The organism is Sphingobacterium multivorum (assembly GCF_900457465.1).
Classification (GTDB): Bacteria; Bacteroidota; Bacteroidia; order Sphingobacteriales; family Sphingobacteriaceae; genus Sphingobacterium; species Sphingobacterium multivorum.
In genome coordinates, this window is sequence record NZ_UAUU01000011.1 from 1,771,408 (window position 1) to 1,790,019 (window position 18,612).

Here is an 18,612-nt window from a genome sequence, read left to right on the forward strand (position 1 = left end):
CTAGGGCTTTATTTCAATAGTTGTGCCTATTGGAACAGCGTCAAAAAGCTCGTCAATCTCCGAGTTTGTAAGTGCCATACAACCGAAAGTCCAGTCCATGTGGCGTTGCAGTTTACCAATAAAGCCTAGTCCGTTTCGGAGTCCGTGGATCTTGATGTCGCCACCGGCATCTTTTCCTAAACTTTTGGCATGGGCGATATCTTGTTCATTCGGATAGGAGACACCTAGGTTTTTGTGATAGTCGCTATATGGATTTTTATCGTTGATCGTATAAAGACCCTCGGGTGTTTTTAAATCACCTTCAAATTCTTTGTCGCCCACAGGTTGACCGCCTAGTGAAATACGGTATGATTTTAGGAGCTTTCCCTTGCTATAGGCCAATAGTGTCCTTTTAGATTTATAGACAATCAGTTTGTCCACTTTCGCATGCCGATCCAACGTTGGTTCGGGATAAAGATTATAACCTATCAGGCCCAGGCAAAGTAAGACGAGGAGGCTGATGACTGTTTTTAAAACTATTCGACGTTTTCTAGGTCGTTTCATCTTGGCGATCGTTAGCTAATGGATAAAATGTTTAGACCGAGTGCATAACCTAGGGCTCGGCACTCGGTCTACTCATGTATTTTGATGTTACCGTCTAGAATTCGCGGTCAACATCCTTGTCGCCACGTCCCGAAAGGTTCACAATAGCGACTTGGTTTTTGTCTTTGAGCAATTTCACCGCAAGGGCAACAGCATGAGACGATTCAATGGCCGGAATAATACCTTCCAGTCGGGAAAGCAACTTGTAGGCATCAATCGCCTCGGTGTCAGTCACGGGATGATAGTTTGCACGATTGCTATCTTTTAGCTGGGCATGTTGCGGCGATATCCCCGGGTAATCAAGGCCTGCAGATACCGAGGTTGAGGGGATCGGATTACCTTCATCATCGACCAGACAGTATGAAAATGTCCCCTGGAATACAGTTGGTTTACCAAAAGAAAGTGTCGCTGCTGTTTTTGGATAAGTCCCGGTGCCACCACCTTCACCACCATGAATTTCGACGGCATGATCATCGAGAAAACCCGAAAATAAGCCAATCGCATTTGACCCGCCACCCACACAGGCAAAGATGCTGTCGGGAAGGCGCCCTTCCTGATCAAGGATCTGCTGGCGTGCTTCTTTACCGATAACGCTTTGAAAATAGCCGACCATTTTTGGATAGGGATGTGGGCCAACATGCGATCCCAGCAGATAATAGGATGTGGGATTTTCGACGTAATACATCAAGGCCGCGTCTACGGCATCCTTCAATGTACGGCTACCTAAGTTGGTCGTTACAACCTCGGCACCCAACAATTCCATGCGTTTGACGTTCAGGGCCTGCCGCGCAGCATCGATTTCGCCCATAAATACTTTACAGGGGATGTTTAACAATGCTGCTGCTGTTGCTGTTGCAACACCATGTTGACCGGCGCCAGTTTCGTCAATGATCTCTGTAGCTCCCATTTGTTTAGCCAAAAGAATTTGACCGATACAGTTGTTTATCTTGTGGGAACCTGTATGGTTTAAATCTTCCCGCTTTAAATAGATTTTGGAACCTACGTGTTCGCTTAAATTCTTCGCGTAATATAAAGGTGAGGGGCGACCGACATAATGTTTTAAGATCGCAATAAACTCTTTCTGGAATTCTTCTTTTTGGACATGACTATCGAAAAAAGCAGCCAGTTTATTCAATTGCTCTTCCAATACCGGTGGGATGTAAGATCCGCCAAATTCTCCATATTGACCATTGTATTGAAGCATCTTCTCATTTGCTTCGACAGATGCAGCTTGTGTTAGACTCATTTTAGGCTTAAGTTTCTTGTTGTAAAAAGATATATTATTTATTGAAGCACTAATATAGTAATCTTTGCAGGTATAGAAAAAAAACAAGGCATCTTTACTAGAAAAGATGCCTGTAAAATCTTGTATTTGCAAACAAGGATATATTGCGGCCTGTTTTAAGCTTAGGTTTTCCGGAAGATAAAGTAGAAGCCCACCAAAATAAAAGGTATACTCAGTAATTGGCCCATGTTTAAAGCCATACTTTGCTCGAAAGCTTCCTGGTCAATTTTAAAATGTTCCAAGACCATGCGTGCACCAAATAATAGGACCATGAATATACCAAATAATTGACCTTTTTGGCGATTGGGATTTGATTTGAATAGGGAACCAATGATAATAAAGATCAAAATATAGGCGATTGCTTCATAAAGCTGCCCAGGGTGGCGTGGTACATTGCTACACGTTCGAACACGATAGCCCAGGGTAGATCTGTAGGTGTGCCAATAATTTCGGAATTGAAGAAATTTCCGATACGGATAAGTGCACCGGCAATAGGGACTACAACGACCAATCGGTCCGCTAACCACAAGAAGTCGGTTTTTGTTTTTCTGCAGAATAAATAGAGTGCGAGGATAATTCCGATGGCGCCGCCATGGGAAGCCAATCCTGCGAAGCCGGTAATATGAATCCTGTTTTATCCCATTTGAATGGCAGGAAGATTTCAAGTATATGATCTTTGTAATAGTCAAAATCGTAAAATAGGCAGTGTCCTAATCGTGCTCCGATCAAAGTGCCCAGAAAAATATAAATTGAAAGCTGATCCAACTGTTCCTGTGTGCGGCCTTCCTTTTTGAATATACGCAACATGATCACGTATGAAACAAAAAATGCTAACAACCAGGCATAAGGCATAATAGCGAAGGGCAAAAGCGCCAAAGTTGAACATTTCGGGGTCAATATTCCAATGTATTGCACTTAATATTGAATTCATAAATTTTATAGCTTTTTAAATTACTTTGAAGTAAAGATAAGCTTTAATCTCATTTTTTATTCCTACAATTTGTTTTTAAGCAGAATATCATTGGGCTGCGGATCTAATTCATTCATCGTGAACAAAATATTGTCTTTTGCGGATCCTTTTTACTTAAAGAGGAGCGTATAACCTAAAATAAATTGCGCAAACAATATTTCAAAAAACATTTTTACTTTTGCATTTCATTGAAATTTTCATATTTTGACGAAAGTAAATAGAAAAGGAAAAGATGGCAGAAAAAAACAAGAAAAAAGAGCCGAAGCACGACGCGGTTGTGACGAAAGATTCGCTTTCATTTTTTGAGAAATATATCAATAATGCTTCTCCTACAGGATTTGAGTGGGAAGGACAGCGCCTGTGGTTGGATTATTTGAAGCCTTATGTTGATGATACATTCGTTGACAACTACGGTACAGCTGTAGGGGTAATCAATCCAAAAGCGGAGTATAAGGTCGTTATAGAGGCTCATGCGGATGAGATTTCTTGGTTTGTCAATTACATTACCAAAGACGGACTGATCTATGTAATACGTAACGGTGGTTCAGATCACCAGATTGCGCCGTCTAAGCGCGTGAATATTCATACGGAAAAGGGCATTGTCAAAGCGGTATTCGGCTGGCCGGCAATTCATACGCGTTCGGGAGAGAAAGAAGAAAATCCTTCGCTGAAAAATATCTTTTTGGACTGTGGCTGTAGTACCAAAGAAGAGGTTGAAGCCTTGGGAATACATGTCGGTTGTGTCATTACATACGAAGATACATTCTCTATCCTTAACGACCGTTATTATGTTGGGCGGGCTATGGACAATCGTGCTGGTGGTTTTATGATCGCTGAGGTTGCTCGTTTGCTAAAAGAGAATAAAAAGAAATTGCCATTTGGATTATATATCGTAAATTCGGTGCAAGAAGAGATTGGTTTACGCGGTGCCGAAATGATTGCAGATCGTATCAAACCGAATGTCGCCATCGTAACTGATGTGACACATGATACGCAAACTCCGATGATCAATAAGATCACACAGGGCGATCTATTTTCAGGTAAAGGTCCGGTATTGTCCTACGCTCCAGCGGTTCAGATTAATCTGAATAAACTGTTGGTTAAAGTTGCTGAGAAGAATAATATTCCTTTCCAGCGTCAGGCTTCTTCTCGTTTTACAGGAACTGATACGGACGCATTTGCCTATAGCAATGGTGGTGTACCGTCTGCATTGATTTCTTTACCACTCCGTTATATGCACACAACAGTGGAGATGGTGCACAAGGAAGATGTGGATAACGTGATCCGGTTGATCTACGAAACATTATTGAATATTGAGAACGGACAAGATTTTAGAACATTTACAAAGTAGAATTTAAGAATATATTAACTTATCATTAGAATTATTATGGAAAATAACCAAAATCAAAACGAATTGAGCATCGAGTTGACAGAAGAAGTAGCAGAAGGAACCTACTCAAATCTTGCGATTATCACTCACTCTAATACTGAATTTGTGGTTGACTTTATCCGTGTGATGCCAGGAGTGCCAAAAGCAAAAGTGAAATCAAGAATCGTTTTGACTCCAGAGCATGCAAAACGCTTGTTAGGTGCATTGGTTGATAACGTGAACCGTTTCGAAGCATTAAATGGCCCAATTAAAATGGACTTAGGTGTTGCTGAACAACCTCAACAAGGTGGTGATCCTACAGTTGCATTCCCTTTTGGAACGCCACAAGGTCAAGCATAGTTGATTGCAGCTATCATTGAGATATCAAAAGCGCCAATTGAACATTGGCGCTTTTTTTATGTCCTTGATTTCAGCAAAGTCTTTCCGATGCTCCAATTGGGTTCATGTATGAAAAAGACGATTGCCCTAACTACCTGTTAAGGGATAAGATCATCAAGATCTAATTAAAATTGAAACATCTGCATATCAGGTAGTGCCTATTAATATTTCTTAATCAATGTTTAGACAGTAATAAGTCAGTGCATATTCAGTCTACACTGAGCAAGCACTGAACGAGCACTGAACAATCACTGAGTAAGCACTGTCTAAAATATGAAGTTGGGTGCCATCTGATATTCGCCTGTGAGCTATTGCTAGTTTTGGACTTGGCATTTACTTTTACTAAATTTAGGTAACTAATTCAAAAAGGAGATTTATATGGATATTCAAGTGCGGAACTTGACAAAGAAGGATTATGTTGATTTGAAACGATCGATGGAACAGGCTTATGATGGTGCAGGTGAGACCTGGTCAAAGGAAAATATTCAGGATTTGATTGATATATTTCCCGAAGGGCAATTATGTGTGGAGATTGATGGACATGTCGTTGCCTGTGCCTTGTCCATTATCCTGAATTCAAAAAAGAATAATATTTACGATAGCTATTATGAGATTATCGATGACGGTAAGTTTACCAAGCATAGTGATGATGGAGACACCCTTTACGGGATAGAAGTGTTTGTTCATCCGGCACATCGGGCGTTACGTCTCGGCCGGCGTCTCTATGATGCGCGTAAGGAGCTGTGTGAACAGATGAACCTCAAATGTATTGTTGCCGGGGGCCGTATTCCCAATTACCATAACTATGCGGATAAAATGAGTCCGCGGGTTTACATCGAGAAAGTCAAACGCAAGGAGATCTATGATCCGACGCTGACCTTTCAGCTTTCAAATGATTTTCATGTCAAAAAAATACTCAAGCATTATCTGCCTGAAGATGCTGAATCGATGGAGTTTGCTACCCTGTTGGAATGGAATAATATTTATTATGAGTCAGAGACACGGTCCATTTCGACCACCAAGCAGACGATCCGTTTGGGGCTGGTGCAATGGCAGATGCGCTTGTTTGATAATCTGGAGGCATTTTATGATCAGATCGAGTTTTTTGTGGATACCGTGAGTGATTATGGAACAGATTTTATCATGTTTCCGGAATTTTTCAATACGCCACTCATGAGCCCTTATAACGATCTTCCCGAGCGCGTGGCGATGGAAAGGCTTGCGCAGCATACCTCCGAGATTATCGACCGCATTCAACAGTTTGCTGTATCCTACAACGTTAATATCATTGCGGGTTCCATGCCATTGATGGAAAACAAAAAACTCTACAATGTTTCCTACCTCTGTCATCGCAACGGTAAGCTGGATGAGTTTAAAAAAATTCATATCACGCCAAATGAATTTAAATACTATGGTATGGTGGGTGGTAGTGAAGTGAAAGTATTTGACACCGATTGTGGTAAAGTAGGGCTGTTGATCTGTTACGATGTCGAGTTTCCTGAACTGAGCCGTATTTTGGCCGATCAGGGCATGCAGATTCTATTTGTGCCCTTTATGACGGATACCCAAAACGGGTACATCCGGGTGCGTACCTGCGCGCAGGCCAGGGCGATAGAAAATGAATGTTATGTGGCTATTGCTGGCTCTGTGGGTAATTTGCCGCGTGTGAATAATATGGATATACAATATTCGCAGTCCGCCGTTTTTACTCCTTCAGACTTTGCTTTTCCCAATAATGCCATCAAAGCCGAGGCGACACCGAATGCGGAGATGGTGCTTATTGCCGACGTTGATCTGTATGCGCTGCGCGACCTACATGAGTATGGTACTGTTAAAGTGAAGAAGGATAGGCGGAAGGATCTGTACGAAGTGAAACTTTTGAAGTAAAATTTAAATACGCTTTTAATCTCTTAAAATATGATACAAAAAGTCAAATGGGGGACGCTATCCATGGTCTTAATGATGATGTCATGTCAGTCAAATAAGAAAAGCGATACTGCTCAGGAGGTCCGCACAAATTTTTTTGATGTCTCAGGTATGGATACGACGGTGAATCCAGGAGATAATTTCTTCCAATATGCGAATGGAAGCTGGATGAAAAATACGCAGATCCCGGCATCGGAAACAGGATGGGGCTCCTTTTATGTGCTCGCCGACGAAAATCTGGCAAACCTGAAATCTATTTTGGAAGGGGCCGCAAAGTCCGACAACAAAAAAGGTTCAGATCAGCAAAAGGCTGGCGATTTCTATGCGAGTGGTATGGATACGGTGACGATCGATAAATTGGGTGCGAAACCGATCGAAGGGGCCATTCAAAAAATCAATGGATTGAAAAGTATTGATGAATTGATTGCGTATGCTGCAGATGGATTTAAGGAGGGCGATGGTGATCTTTTTACCTTTTATGTCGCCGCGGATGACCGGATCAGCACTAAGAATGTATTGCAATTTTTTCAGGGGGGACTCAACCTGCCTGAAGCAAGTTATTATTTAGATCAGGATGAGAAAGCGAAGAAGATCCGGGAGGCCTATGTCGCGTATCTGGTCAAGTTATTCGGACTGATCGGTGAAGGGGCAAATGCCCAAAAGTCGGCTGAGGAAGTGCTACGCCTGGAAACAGAAATTGCCAAATCGCATGCCACACCTGTAGAATTGCGGGATCCCATTAAAAACTACCACAAATTTGCGGTACAGGAATTTCAGAAGCAAACGCCAAACCTCAACTGGAAAGATATTCTGCAACGCTTGGATGTGAAGACCGACACGATTTTGGTACAGCAGCCCAAATTTTACCTTGCTTTAAATAATTTGTTGAAGTCGCAGTCCTTAGATAGCTGGAAGACAAAACTAAAAGCAGATTTAGCGAATGCTTCTGCGACGGCACTGAGCAAAGGTTTCCGGGAGGCCAAGTTTGAATTATTCGGGAAAACCCTAAATGGTCAGAAGCAGGAGAAAGAGCGTTGGAAGCTGATGGTGAGTTCGGCGGACGAGAATCTTGGCGAGATTGTGGGTAAGTTGTATGTGGATGAATACTTCAAGCCCGAAGCAAAAAAACGAATGCTCGAATTGGTCGACAATTTGCAGAAAGTCTATAAGAGCCGCATTGAGAAATTGGACTGGATGACGCCTGAAACCAAAAAGAAAGCGATTGAAAAATTGGAAGCCTTCACCAAAAAAATCGGCTACCCGGAGAAGTGGAAAGATTATAGTGATGTGGAAGTCGCCAAAGATACCTACTATGCCAATTTGCAGTCTGCTGCAAAGCATGCTTATAAAGAAATGGTGGGTAAAATTGGTAAACCGGTTGACAAGGCAGAATGGCTGATGACAACACCTACGGTGAATGCCTATTACAATCCACCGTATAATGAGATTGTATTTCCGGCCGGCATCTTGCAGTTCCCCTTCTTTGATGCCAACGCGGACGATGCAATCAATTATGGCGCTATCGGTGCCGTTATCGGACACGAGATGACACATGGTTTTGATGATCAGGGGCGCCAATATGATAAAGACGGCAACTTGAATGACTGGTGGACTGCCGTGGATGCGAAACAGTTTACGGAACGCGCTAATCAGGTAGCGAAGTTATATGGTGGTTTTACACTGTTGGACAATCAACATGTAAACGGTGAGCTTACTTTAGGTGAAAACCTGGCGGATATCGGCGGTTTAAATATTGCCTATGATGCCTTTAAATTAACCAAACAAGGGCAGGGGCAGGACAAGATTGATGGCTTTACTCCAGATCAACGTTTCTTCCTGAGTTTTGCGCAAGTGTGGCGCGTAAAGAGCAGCGATGAGCGCATGCGGCTACGTTTAAAAGTTGATCCACATAGCCCCGAACAATTTCGGGTAAATGGTCCCGTATACAATATGGAGGCTTTCTATAAAGCATTTAATGTACAGCCTACAGCAAAAATGTATGTGGCACCGGAGAAAAGAATTTTGGTTTGGTAAGCGGAAACAGGCGTGAACAGCGTTGTCCTAATACGGATTAAGGTCATGCTGTTCAACTGATAACGTTTAAATGGAAACGAAAAAGTAAATTTGTCTTTGAATTATGATAAAAACTGATTACTTTTGCCCTTCATTTAATAACACATTTAATTAATTAACAATGTACGCAATAGTAAATATAGCAGGACAGCAATTTAAGGTTGCAAAAGACCAGTTCCTTTTTGTACACCGTTTACAAGGAGATGAAGGCGCTAGTATTGAATTTGACAATGTATTGTTAGCAGAAGACGGTGGTAAATTTACCATTGGTACACCTAGCGTTGCTGGTGCAAAAGTTTCGGCTAAAATTTTGTCTCATTTAAAAGGCGATAAAGTTATCGTTTTCAAGAAAAAACGTCGTAAAGGCTACAAAAAGAAAAACGGTCACCGTCAACAATTTTCTAAAATCCAGATCACTGGTATTACGTTATAATTGAATTTTTAATCAGACAAATAGTCTTAAATTAAGATAAAGAAATGGCACACAAAAAAGGTGCGGGTAGTTCTAAGAACGGCCGTGAGTCACATAGCAAGCGTTTAGGTATCAAAATCTTCGGTGGTCAACAAGCAATCGCTGGTAACATCATCGTACGCCAACGCGGTACACAACACAATCCTGACACAAACGTTGGTATTGGTAAAGACCACACATTGTTCGCTTTAGTAGACGGTAAAGTAGTTTTCCGTAAAAAAGCTAACAATAAATCTTATGTATCTGTAGTTCCTACAGAACAAGCGTAAGGTTTTGCAACAATATTGGAAAGGCATCAAGAAATTGATGCCTTTTTTTGTTTGTCTGTTCTCCCATGGATCTACCCTTGGGCAATAGGAACGAAATCGGATGCTACTTGCTGCACTTTCGTTGCACAGAGCCACTGTTGGCAATATCGTTGGCCCGCAGCGCTGCTGCCCCGCCAATTTATCGGAGTTGGTAATGAGTGCGTTAAGGTTTTGGTTTTATTTAAATTGTTATTTTCTGTTAAATGTAAAGCTTTGGTACAATTTTTATAAAGGATAGGTGTTTTTAAGACAATAGGCGAAACATTCCGGAATACCATTGGATGCAAGCACGATTGAATAAATACTTACATATGAAATACAACAAGTTTGGATATGGTTGTGTGCGGGGTTATTTGCCTGTTCATTTTATTCCTGTAGTTCGATTTACATGCCTAATGTGCCTTCAGCGCCGATGTTTACAGAAGCTGGGGAGGTATATGTTTCCGGTAATATCAATACAAAGGCTAATGTATCGGCCAACCTGGGGTAGCCGTAACCGATCATGTAGCTGTCATTGCCAATGGTTCCTATGTGGATAATAAATCCAATATCAAAGACTATGCGCAAAAGATGGGCGAAGCGGGGATTGCTATTATACACGCTTCGGTCGGAAAAATAATCGTGTGTTTGAGGTTTACGGGGGGTATGGGCTAGGCAATACAGTGTGGTTGATAAGCGTTCGTCGACGATGGGACAAGCTATTGTGGAAACGAAGGATATGGATTTTGAAAGGTGTTTGTGCAGGTAAACTTTTCATCGGAGAAAAAGGATGCCCTAAAGTTGTTTGGCAACCGGCACGATATCGATTACGGGTACCATCATTCGGTTGAGCAATATGCGGATGAAGAATTTCGCTATTGATGGTCTTCCGGCAGAGAAAGAAGACAATATGCTTATTGAACCTGTATTTTATACAAGGATGGGCTTAGGGAAAGGATGGAAGCTGCAATATACGAACGGTATGGTATTTGGTTTTAAAAGTAATACCTATTTAAAAGCAGGGTACCCATTGTTTACACTGGGAGTTTTATATAAATTTGGAGGAAAATAGGGATTATGAGCAAGAAAATTTTATTTGGATGTTTGGTTCTGCTGGGTTTGTTTATCTCCGGCTGCGGCGTGAATCGACAAAAGGCACAGATCGAGAATTTGGCGAAATGTAAGTTCGATGTGGAATCGGTAGATAGTATTCGGTTGGCCGGAACATCATTGCAACGACTGATCAAGAATAATCAAATCGACCTGGGAGCAGCGCCAAGCCTGGCGTTGGCCTATTTGCGGAAAGATATTCCATTGAATGCAGTTATCAGGCTTAAAATAGACAACCCGACGCTCAAAAAGGCATCCATTAATAAGTTTCAGTATATCATTCTTTATGGTGGACAGCAGCTTGTGGAAGGGATTGTCAATCAATCATTACAAATAGAGCCCGGAGAATCTACCGTAGCCAATGTGCGTATAGCGACCAATATCTATGATTTGTTGAAGAATTCGGACCTGCAGGATTTTTTAATGTCGAGCGATGAGAATAAAAAGGGAATATTTACGTTAAAAGTGAAACCTTCTATCAATATCGCAGGGCAGTCGGTATTCTATCCGGGATATATTACCATCGATAAAGCGGTAAGTCGTAAGATTCTGCTTTAGACAGGGGCATACTGTGATAAGATATTAAGAAGCTGTCTCAAATTTATTGAGGCAGCTTTTTTATTAAATATGGCTATGCGATAGATTTGTGAGTTGTTTGTTGATTATTTCACAGAACTGTTCATTTGGGAAGAAAAAGAACAAAAAGTAGCTTTTTAAGCTGCTTTTTTCCTTAGATTTTGCGCTATAGCCAATAAACCCCATTCTATGGACACTTTTTCCTTACCGCGGAGCATAAATCTTCGGAACCCGTGGTTCTGTTTTATGTTTCCAAAGACTGGTTCGACATCGTGACATCGCTGTTTTCTTTTGGCTATACCGACATCGCTGTTAAGCAATCCGTATGCTCTATCTTTATAAGCCTCAAGCTGTTCATTTATCTGGATGATTCTATTGCCCTGTGATTTGTGGCAAGCACCGTTCAATGGGCAGTTTGTGCAGTTTTTTGCCTGATATCTTTTTATTTTTTGCTCGAAACCTGTGGAGGTCTTTTGTGTAAATAGACCTATGCAGTTCATTTCCTGTCCCATTGGACAGATATAGCAATCTTTTGCAGGGTTATAATGTAGTTTATCAACGGAGAATGGCTTCTTGCCCGAATAACTCTTTTTCTGCTCCTTGTCAAACATACCATATTTCACATAGGCCCCAATGTTTTTCCCTTCTAGTAACGCATAGTTCTCCTGGCTGCCATAGCCAGCATCTGCGGTAATGGTTTTCAGTATTTCCCCAAAGCTCGCCTCATGTTGTGCCAGATGACCGGGTAGCGTTGTGGTATCTGTGGGGGTGGGATGTATGGTGTAATTGACGATGTATTGATTGGAAGTAGATATCTGAATGTTATAACCTGGTTTGAGCTGGCCATTTTTCATATGATCCTCTTTCATGCGCATAAAAGTAGCATCGGGATCTGTCTTGCTATAACTATTTCTATCTCCAAGCGTTACTTCCTGCTCTTCATATTGAACAATCTTGGCCGGGTAGTTTTTAGTCGCATAGCGCAACTTTGCCCTCATCTTCTTGCTTACCGAAGGTTTATCGGACAAGACCCGGTTCAGGTTATCGACCGTAGCCTGAACTTTTTCGCGGTCAATTGTTGTCAGATCGGGAGGTTCCGGAAGGTTGTCCTCTGCTTTGGCGATACTTTGGGCGTATTCCCAAATATCTTTTAAGGCAGCTTTCATCTTCTCCTTATTGGTCTGGATAGCTTTTTTCCAGACAAAGGTGTATTTGTTAGCATTGGCTTCAATCTTGGTGCCATCGGTGTAAACATCTTCTATACTCAGCAGACCTTCTTCGGACAGGAGTTTGACAACTTCTTCAAATACACTACGAAGTGCTTCTTTCAAACGAACGCCTCGAAATCTGTTGATGGTATTGTGGTCGGGATAGCTCATGCCGCTCAGCCACATGAAATTGATGTTCTCCCGGCACGCCGTTTCCAATTTGCGACTGCTGTAGACATTGCTTACGTAGCCAAACACCAAAACTTTCAACAACATCTGCGGATGATAACTGGAGCAGCCTTTTATCTTATAAGCGTCCAATAGGGACTGGATGTTGATCCGGTTGATTACATCGTTAACGATACGTACCGGATGACCTTTGGACACCAGTTCGTCCAAAGTTGGAGGAATGGCCATGATCTGGTCCTGATAGTAAGGCTTAAAAGTAGCTCTTTGAGATGGCATATATCCTTTTTGTTTACACTATAAATATATGAAAATCAAACCGTTAAAACAAATAATAAACCTTAGATAATGCAAAAAAAGAGACTGCCTTTTTGAGACAGCCTCTTTTTTATTGATCTTGATTTTCAGGCTAGTTAAGTTCCCGGGGGATACTTACCTGCATCTGGCTAATCGATATTACGAATGGACTATTATGTTAAAATTAAACTGTAATAAAAAATTATAGTGTCAAAGTGTAAAGTATACACCTTATTTTATATTTTAGTCTTTAATTACAAACCTAATATGTTAAAAAGAATCTTTATTCCTGTTTTGTTATTTGCCGGCGTGCACGCTATGGCTCAGAAAGCTTTCGAACCTTATGAGCAACCCATTGAAGGGACTAATCTGACGTTCAAAATGCTGGCAATCCCTGGCGGTAGTTTTAAAATGGAACTACAAGCGGTGGGAAAGAGGATGAAAAACCTGCACACGAGTGAAGTTGATCATTTTGGATGGGCCAGTATGAAGTAACCTGGGATCTGTTTGAGCATTTCTGTATAAAGATTATGAGATCGCAAAGAGTAAGGACGGTAAAGTATCGAAAGAGATTGATGCCGTTACGCGACCGACCAAACCTTATTTGATATGACTTTTGGTTTTTGGAAAGGAAGGCACCCCGGCCCTAGCGATGACCATTAACATGCTATTCAATTCTGTAATGCTGTATGTCCGTACCGGTGTATTTTTACCGTTTACCAACAGAGCCGGTGGGAATATGCAGCTCGGGCAGGTTCAAAGACGACTTATTTTTTCGGTGATCAAGCAACGCCATTAGCAGATTATGCCTGGTTTAAAGATAATGCTGAACAGAAAACACATATTGTAGGACAGAAGAAACCGAATCCTTGGGCCTTTATATATTTATGGCAATGTTGCCGAATGGACTTATGATCAATATAAGGCCGATAGTTACAATGAAGTAAAGGCAAGTATTGACTAATCCTGTAGTCGTTCCGACAACCTGTATCACATGTTGTACGTGGTGGTGCTTTTGACAGTGGTGCCGAGACATGCCTCTGCAGCGCGTGGTGCCTCAGATCCCGTATGGAAACAGTTGGATCCACAAATTCCAAAAAGTAACTGGTGGTTTCCAGAGCCCCATTCGTGGCATGAGACTAGTCAGACCCCTCAACCCACCTAGTCACGAAGAGATTATGGCTTATTACGACAAACAGCCAATCAAAGACTTTTAATATAAAATAATCAATATAAAACTGTTATGGAAAATCTAGAAAGAAGAGATTTTATTAAAACTTCTGCTGTAGTTGCTGGAGGCGCTGTGCTGAGCTCAAGGCCTTTATCAGGTGCATATGCCGCTGGTTCGGATGTTATCAAAGTTGCCTTAGTGGGCTGTGGGGGCCGCGGAACTGGAGCTACATTTGATGCGCTAAGTTCGGGCATGAACATTAAAGTGGTGGCTCTTGCAGATGCTTTTAAAGATAATTTAGAGAGTACTTATAAAACGCTGAAGGAAAAATGGCAAGATAAGATCGATGTAAGTGACAATCACAAATTTGTGGGGTTCGATGCATATAAAGATGCAATTCAATTGGCCGATGTTGTTATTTTAGCGACTCCTCCAGGATTTAGACCAATGCATTTTGAGGAAGCGATCCGTCAAGGTAAACATGTTTTCATGGAGAAACCGGTCGCTGTTGATATCCCTGGTGTACAGCAGGTCTTACGTGTGGCTGCAGAAGCTAAACGTAAAAAATTGAATGTTGTAGTCGGTTTACAACGCCGTTATCAAACGAATTACCGTGAGGCGATCAAACGTATCCACGAGGGTGCAATCGGTGATGTTACTTCGGGACAAGTTTATTGGAACTCAGGTGGCGTATGGGTGCGTCCGCGTAAGCCAGAGCAAACTGAAATGGAGTACCAAATGCGTAACTGGTATTATTTCAACTGGTTGTGTGGCGATCATATCGTAGAGCAGCACGTACACAATATTGATATCGCCAATTGGGTGAAAGGTGCTTACCCGGTATCGATCCAAGGTACAGGTAGCAGGGCACACCGCACCGGCAAAGAGTATGGTGAAATCTATGATAATTTTGCATTAGAATTGACCTATGCCGACAACAGCGTTGTTTATAGTCAATGTAGACACTTCGAAGGTATACATAACCGTGTAGACGAGCAATTCCAGGCAACAAAAGGACGTGCTTATCTTTCTGCAGGTGGACAGGCTGTATTGTACGACTGGAAGGGAAAGGAAATCTATCGCCATGATGCGAAGGGTAATCCAAACCCGTATCAGCAAGAACATAAAGAACTATTTACGGCAATTTCGAAAGGCGAATATAAATTTGATAATGCAGAATATGGTGCTTACAGTACGTTAACAGGTATTATCGGACGTATCGCTTGTTATACCGGTAAGGTAATCAAGTGGGATGAAGCCTTGAAATCGACCATCAAATTGGGACCAGATGTACTTGCTTGGGATGCTAAACCAAAATTACTTCCGGATGCAGAAGGTTTTTACCCAGTAGCGATGCCTGGTCAAAACACCAACTTATATATTTAAGCAATTGGGCCGATGGGATTAAAGTGGAATTTGTGCCTTCTATTTTTTGCTACGATTTGTTGCATTGATGCACAGGCGCAGATACCGGCAACGAAACCCCATAAAATTCGGCTGGAGGGACCCGCGCAGGGTACCCAATTCCATATCACTTACTTCGCTTCCGACAGTCTTGTTAGGCGGTCGGAAGTTGACAGTATCTTAACGGCAATCGATTTGTCGATGTCAATTTACCGCAAAGACTCGAGGATATCCAAGTTCAATACAGATACGGTAATGTCTGTTGTGATGGATAGCCACATGGCTAAGGTGATAAATGCTTCCTTTAAATACCACAAATTATCGAAAGGTCAATTCGATATCACTATTGCCCCGTTGGTCAACCTATGGGGCTTTGGTGCTAATAAGAGCCCGGTGGCCCCGGATTCGGCGACGGTACGAAAAGCGAAGGAACTGGTGGGAATGCATTACCTGAAGGTCAGCGGCAACCGGCTGATTAAAAAGAAACAGGGGATTAAAATCGATGTTAATGGTATTGCACAGGGGTATACGGTAGACGTCTTGGCCGACTATCTCGAACGTAAGGGAATTGCCAATTATATGGTCGAGGTAGGTGGTGAAATCAGGGCTTTGGGAACTCCGCCAGGTGGGCAGGGCTTTTCCATTGGTATTGTTCAGCCCGATGGTGAAAGTGGGGAGGAATTGATGACTGCTGTTGCGCAGCTCAATGAAGGGGCGCTGACAACAGCCGGCAGTTTCGAAAAGTTTATTCAATACAAAGGGAAAAAATTGGGTCATCATATTGACCCTGTTTCGGGTTTCCCATACATGACCCATATATTGAGTGTCAGCGTCTATGCGAAGACTGCTATGGAAGCGGATGCACTGGATAATTATTTTATGGGCATGGAACCCGAACAAATTAAGACAAAGGCCAAAAAATTGAAAGGTGTGGCGGTTTTTGTCATTTTTAAAAATAAAAATCAGTCCATAGAAACGATTTATTCGGATGGATTTGGTAAATTATTTAAAAATTAATCAATTATAAATAAAATGAAGAGATCGGATTTTATTAAAGGTAGTCTTTTGGCCGCGGGGGCAGGACTAGCTGGACAGACTTTTGCGTCTACAACTCAAAATACAGCAAATACGATGGATAAAGGAAAGACATTCAATTTAAATTATGCTCCCCATCAGGGAATGTTCAAAAATCATGCAGGTGATAATTTCCTGGATGAAATTCGGTATATGTATGATTTGGGATTCCGTGGAATAGAAGATAATGGCTATTTGGGTAGAACATTGGACGAGCAGCAGAAGATCGGTGATTTATTAGCGAAGTTAGGCATGACCATGGGTGTATTTGTTGTGGATGGCGGACAAAACTGGATGCCTTCTTTAGCGACAGGAAAACAGGAGTATTTGGACAAGTTTGTCGAAACATGCAAGAAGTCTGTCGAAGCTGCCAAGCGTTGTAACGCAAAATGGCTGACTGTGGTACCGGGCTTTTATGAAAGAAAACTGCCTTGGGGTAATCAGTTCAGCAATATCCTTACTGCGATGCGTAAAGGTGCGGAGATCTTTGAACCACATGGTTTGGTGATGGTGTTGGAAACCTTAAGTGATACACCAGATTTGTTTTTGCAGCAAACGCATGAGACCTATGCTTTATGTAAGGCCGTGAATAGTCCATCCTGTAAAATTTTGTATGATATTTATCATATGCAGCGTACCGAAGGAGATTTAATTGCAAATATGAATCGTTGTTGGGATGAAATTGCGTATATTCAAATCGGCGATAATCCAGGTCGTAAAGAACCGACTACGGGCGAGATCAATTATAAAAACGTATTCAAACACATTCATAGTAAAGGATATAAGGGTATCATGGGGATGGAGCATGGTATTTCCAAGCCTGGTAAAGAGGGTGAGGATCGCTTGGTGGCGGCATATCGCGAGGTCGATAGCTTTTTGTAATATTTTAATAGTGTACTATTGACAATTAGATTTAATTTCTTAAATTGAGCAGGTAAAACCAATTAGTAGTATTGTAAAACACCATTTTTTTTATGATTTCATCAACAATAAAATTTAAACTATCCTTTATGATGTTCCTCGAATTTTTTATTTGGGGGGATGGTTTGTCACATTAGGTACTTTCTTGAGCAAGAATTTGAATGCAACAGAATTTGAAAAGGCCAATGTATTTTCAACACAATCATTGGGAGCGATTATCGCGCCTTTTATTGTCGGAATGATTGCAGACCGTTATTTTAATGCGGAGCGTATTTTGGGTGTTTTACACTTGGTCGGTGCAGTATTAATGTATCAGATGTATAGTGCAACAGACATGTCGACATTTTATCCGTATGTTTTGGCTTATATGATACTTTACATGCCAACATTGGCTTTGACTAGTTCAGTTTCTTTTCGGCAATTGACCAATCCGGAAAAACAATTTTCAGGAATACGTATCTGGGGGACAATTGGTTGGATTGTTGCTGGTTTAGTTATTAGCTATTTTTGGGATGCAAAAGCATCTGAAGGAGCATTAAAAAATACCTTCCTATTATCGGGTGTTGCTTCTTTAGTATTGGGTATATTTTCTTTTGCATTACCTAAAACTCCACCGGTTAAACTGGACGAAAACGAAAAACCGTCCTTTGCATCAATCATTGGTCTGGATGCGATCAAATTGTTGAAAGACAAAAACTTCTTGATCTTTTTCATTTCTTCGGTATTGATCTGTATTCCATTGGCATTTTATTATTCAAATGCAAACCCTTTTCTTTCTGAGATAGGGCTGGAAAATGCTACTGGTAAAATGACAATTGGTCAGGGATCTGAGGTATTGTTCTTGTTGGCACTCCCAATTTTCTTTACAAGATTTGGCTTTAAGAAAACAATTTTGGTCGGTATGTTGGCTTGGGTAATCCGTTACCTGTTATTTGCTTATGGCAATGCAGGTGAATTGTCGTTCATGTTGTTGATCGGTATTGCATTGCACGGTATCTGTTATGACTTTTTCTTTGTTTCGGGACAAATTTATACGGACAGCAAAGCAGGTGTTAAATACAAATCTGCAGCACAGGGCTTGATCACGCTGGCAACATATGGTGTTGGACAGTTGATCGGTTTCTGGGTAGCGGGTTACGTCGGAGACAAATACAAAGCAATGAAAGCAACAGACCTAGCAGGATTCTGGAATCATACCTGGGTTGTACCTGCAATTATCGCAGCTGTTGTATTTTTTATCTTTTTAGCTTTATTTAAGGACGAAAAGATCGACAGTACAAATGCTGCACACTAAACAGAAAA

17 protein-coding genes and 2 pseudogenes are annotated in these 18,612 nt (G+C 41.5%); 14 read left to right on the forward strand and 5 right to left on the reverse strand.

Features of this window, described 5'->3' with window-relative positions:
• From DTA23_RS25125 to DTA23_RS29940, 4 genes and pseudogenes are all read right to left on the reverse strand, one after another.
• Complete coding sequence (locus tag DTA23_RS25125) at nt 1–543, reverse strand: L,D-transpeptidase family protein (protein WP_070561146.1); 543 nt, start codon at nt 541–543, stop codon at nt 1–3.
• A 94-nt stretch (nt 544–637) separates the two neighbouring features.
• Nucleotides 638–1,828 (reverse strand): tryptophan synthase subunit beta, encoded by a 1,191-nt coding sequence (trpB, locus tag DTA23_RS25130; protein WP_218565468.1) that lies wholly within the window; start codon nt 1,826–1,828, stop codon nt 638–640.
• Nucleotides 1,829–1,989: 161 nt separating this feature from the next.
• Nucleotides 1,990–2,471 (reverse strand): annotated as a pseudogene (locus DTA23_RS30765) (prolipoprotein diacylglyceryl transferase).
• A complete protein-coding gene (locus DTA23_RS29940; protein ID WP_370445172.1) occupies nt 2,387–2,719 on the reverse strand; it encodes a prolipoprotein diacylglyceryl transferase family protein in 333 nt (110 codons plus the stop codon). Before DTA23_RS29940 ends, DTA23_RS30765 begins: the two are co-directional and overlap by 85 nt.
• 350 nt (nt 2,720–3,069) lie before the next feature.
• Between DTA23_RS29940 and DTA23_RS25140 the strand changes: the two genes are divergently transcribed.
• The 8 genes from DTA23_RS25140 to DTA23_RS25180 all read left to right on the forward strand — a co-directional run bounded on the left by DTA23_RS25140 (nt 3,070) and on the right by DTA23_RS25180 (nt 11,031).
• Nucleotides 3,070–4,188, forward strand: coding sequence for a M42 family metallopeptidase (locus tag DTA23_RS25140; RefSeq protein ID WP_070561144.1), 1,119 nt, complete (start codon nt 3,070–3,072; stop codon nt 4,186–4,188).
• A gap of 36 nt (nt 4,189–4,224) precedes the next feature.
• A complete protein-coding gene (locus DTA23_RS25145) occupies nt 4,225–4,566 on the forward strand; it encodes a DUF3467 domain-containing protein (RefSeq protein WP_046672455.1) in 342 nt (113 codons plus the stop codon).
• 417 nt (nt 4,567–4,983) lie between these two features.
• Nucleotides 4,984–6,492: a bifunctional GNAT family N-acetyltransferase/carbon-nitrogen hydrolase family protein gene (locus DTA23_RS25150; RefSeq protein ID WP_112376350.1), complete on the forward strand. Its 1,509-nt coding sequence runs from the start codon at nt 4,984–4,986 to the stop codon at nt 6,490–6,492.
• 30 nt (nt 6,493–6,522) lie between these two features.
• The gene (locus tag DTA23_RS25155) at nt 6,523–8,565 is read left to right on the forward strand and encodes a M13 family metallopeptidase (protein WP_112376351.1); all 2,043 of its coding nucleotides are present in this window, start codon (nt 6,523–6,525) and stop codon (nt 8,563–8,565) included.
• A gap of 160 nt (nt 8,566–8,725) precedes the next feature.
• On the forward strand, nt 8,726–9,037 hold the full coding sequence (rplU, locus tag DTA23_RS25160; protein WP_028068281.1) for a 50S ribosomal protein L21: 312 nt from the start codon (nt 8,726–8,728) through the stop codon (nt 9,035–9,037).
• A 44-nt stretch (nt 9,038–9,081) separates the two neighbouring features.
• Entirely contained in the window at nt 9,082–9,345 is a 264-nt protein-coding gene (rpmA, locus tag DTA23_RS25165) for a 50S ribosomal protein L27 (protein WP_046672918.1), read from the forward strand.
• Between the two features lie 823 nt (nt 9,346–10,168).
• The gene (locus DTA23_RS29945) at nt 10,169–10,435 is read left to right on the forward strand and encodes a hypothetical protein (RefSeq protein ID WP_256604669.1); all 267 of its coding nucleotides are present in this window, start codon (nt 10,169–10,171) and stop codon (nt 10,433–10,435) included.
• 5 nt (nt 10,436–10,440) lie between these two features.
• Nucleotides 10,441–11,031: a hypothetical protein gene (locus DTA23_RS25180; RefSeq protein ID WP_112376352.1), complete on the forward strand. Its 591-nt coding sequence runs from the start codon at nt 10,441–10,443 to the stop codon at nt 11,029–11,031.
• A 155-nt stretch (nt 11,032–11,186) separates the two neighbouring features.
• On the opposite strand, the gene DTA23_RS25185 is transcribed toward DTA23_RS25180, so the two are convergent.
• Nucleotides 11,187–12,722: an IS1182 family transposase gene (locus tag DTA23_RS25185; protein ID WP_070560775.1), complete on the reverse strand. Its 1,536-nt coding sequence runs from the start codon at nt 12,720–12,722 to the stop codon at nt 11,187–11,189.
• A 285-nt stretch (nt 12,723–13,007) separates the two neighbouring features.
• Here DTA23_RS25185 and DTA23_RS29950 point away from each other — a divergent pair, with 285 nt between their 5' ends.
• From DTA23_RS29950 to DTA23_RS25210, 6 genes and pseudogenes are all read left to right on the forward strand, one after another.
• Nucleotides 13,008–13,235 (forward strand): hypothetical protein, encoded by a 228-nt coding sequence (locus tag DTA23_RS29950; protein ID WP_256604670.1) that lies wholly within the window; start codon nt 13,008–13,010, stop codon nt 13,233–13,235.
• Nucleotides 13,236–13,734: 499 nt separating this feature from the next.
• A complete protein-coding gene (locus tag DTA23_RS29955) occupies nt 13,735–13,905 on the forward strand; it encodes a hypothetical protein (RefSeq protein ID WP_256604671.1) in 171 nt (56 codons plus the stop codon).
• Between the two features lie 78 nt (nt 13,906–13,983).
• Complete coding sequence (locus DTA23_RS25195; protein ID WP_112376353.1) at nt 13,984–15,297, forward strand: Gfo/Idh/MocA family oxidoreductase; 1,314 nt, start codon at nt 13,984–13,986, stop codon at nt 15,295–15,297.
• Nucleotides 15,298–15,309: 12 nt separating this feature from the next.
• Nucleotides 15,310–16,332 carry an FAD:protein FMN transferase gene (locus DTA23_RS25200; protein WP_070561138.1) on the forward strand — a complete coding sequence of 341 codons (1,023 nt, stop codon included), beginning with the start codon at nt 15,310–15,312 and terminating at the stop codon, nt 16,330–16,332.
• A gap of 15 nt (nt 16,333–16,347) precedes the next feature.
• Nucleotides 16,348–17,271: a hydroxypyruvate isomerase family protein gene (locus DTA23_RS25205; protein WP_070561137.1), complete on the forward strand. Its 924-nt coding sequence runs from the start codon at nt 16,348–16,350 to the stop codon at nt 17,269–17,271.
• 95 nt (nt 17,272–17,366) lie between these two features.
• Nucleotides 17,367–18,604 (forward strand): annotated as a pseudogene (locus DTA23_RS25210) (MFS transporter).
• Nucleotides 18,605–18,612: the final 8 nt, after the last annotated feature.

Bases quoted from the DNA above. Each gene is read 5' to 3' on its own strand.
- DTA23_RS25200 (WP_070561138.1), top strand. From the start codon at position 15,310: ATGGGATTAAAGTGGAATTTGTGCCTTCTATTTTTTGCTACGATTTGT.
- DTA23_RS25125 (WP_070561146.1), bottom strand. From the start codon at position 543: ATGAAACGACCTAGAAAACGTCGAATAGTTTTAAAAACAGTCATCAGC.
- DTA23_RS25195 (WP_112376353.1), top strand. From the start codon at position 13,984: ATGGAAAATCTAGAAAGAAGAGATTTTATTAAAACTTCTGCTGTAGTT.
- rplU (WP_028068281.1), top strand. From the start codon at position 8,726: ATGTACGCAATAGTAAATATAGCAGGACAGCAATTTAAGGTTGCAAAA.
- DTA23_RS25155 (WP_112376351.1), top strand. From the start codon at position 6,523: ATGATACAAAAAGTCAAATGGGGGACGCTATCCATGGTCTTAATGATG.
- trpB (WP_218565468.1), bottom strand. From the start codon at position 1,828: ATGAGTCTAACACAAGCTGCATCTGTCGAAGCAAATGAGAAGATGCTT.
- DTA23_RS25150 (WP_112376350.1), top strand. From the start codon at position 4,984: ATGGATATTCAAGTGCGGAACTTGACAAAGAAGGATTATGTTGATTTG.
- DTA23_RS25145 (WP_046672455.1), top strand. From the start codon at position 4,225: ATGGAAAATAACCAAAATCAAAACGAATTGAGCATCGAGTTGACAGAA.
- DTA23_RS29950 (WP_256604670.1), top strand. From the start codon at position 13,008: ATGTTAAAAAGAATCTTTATTCCTGTTTTGTTATTTGCCGGCGTGCAC.
- rpmA (WP_046672918.1), top strand. From the start codon at position 9,082: ATGGCACACAAAAAAGGTGCGGGTAGTTCTAAGAACGGCCGTGAGTCA.
- DTA23_RS25180 (WP_112376352.1), top strand. From the start codon at position 10,441: ATGAGCAAGAAAATTTTATTTGGATGTTTGGTTCTGCTGGGTTTGTTT.
- DTA23_RS29940 (WP_370445172.1), bottom strand. From the start codon at position 2,719: ATGCCTTATGCCTGGTTGTTAGCATTTTTTGTTTCATACGTGATCATG.
- DTA23_RS25185 (WP_070560775.1), bottom strand. From the start codon at position 12,722: ATGCCATCTCAAAGAGCTACTTTTAAGCCTTACTATCAGGACCAGATC.
- DTA23_RS29955 (WP_256604671.1), top strand. From the start codon at position 13,735: ATGTTGTACGTGGTGGTGCTTTTGACAGTGGTGCCGAGACATGCCTCT.
- DTA23_RS25205 (WP_070561137.1), top strand. From the start codon at position 16,348: ATGAAGAGATCGGATTTTATTAAAGGTAGTCTTTTGGCCGCGGGGGCA.
- DTA23_RS25140 (WP_070561144.1), top strand. From the start codon at position 3,070: ATGGCAGAAAAAAACAAGAAAAAAGAGCCGAAGCACGACGCGGTTGTG.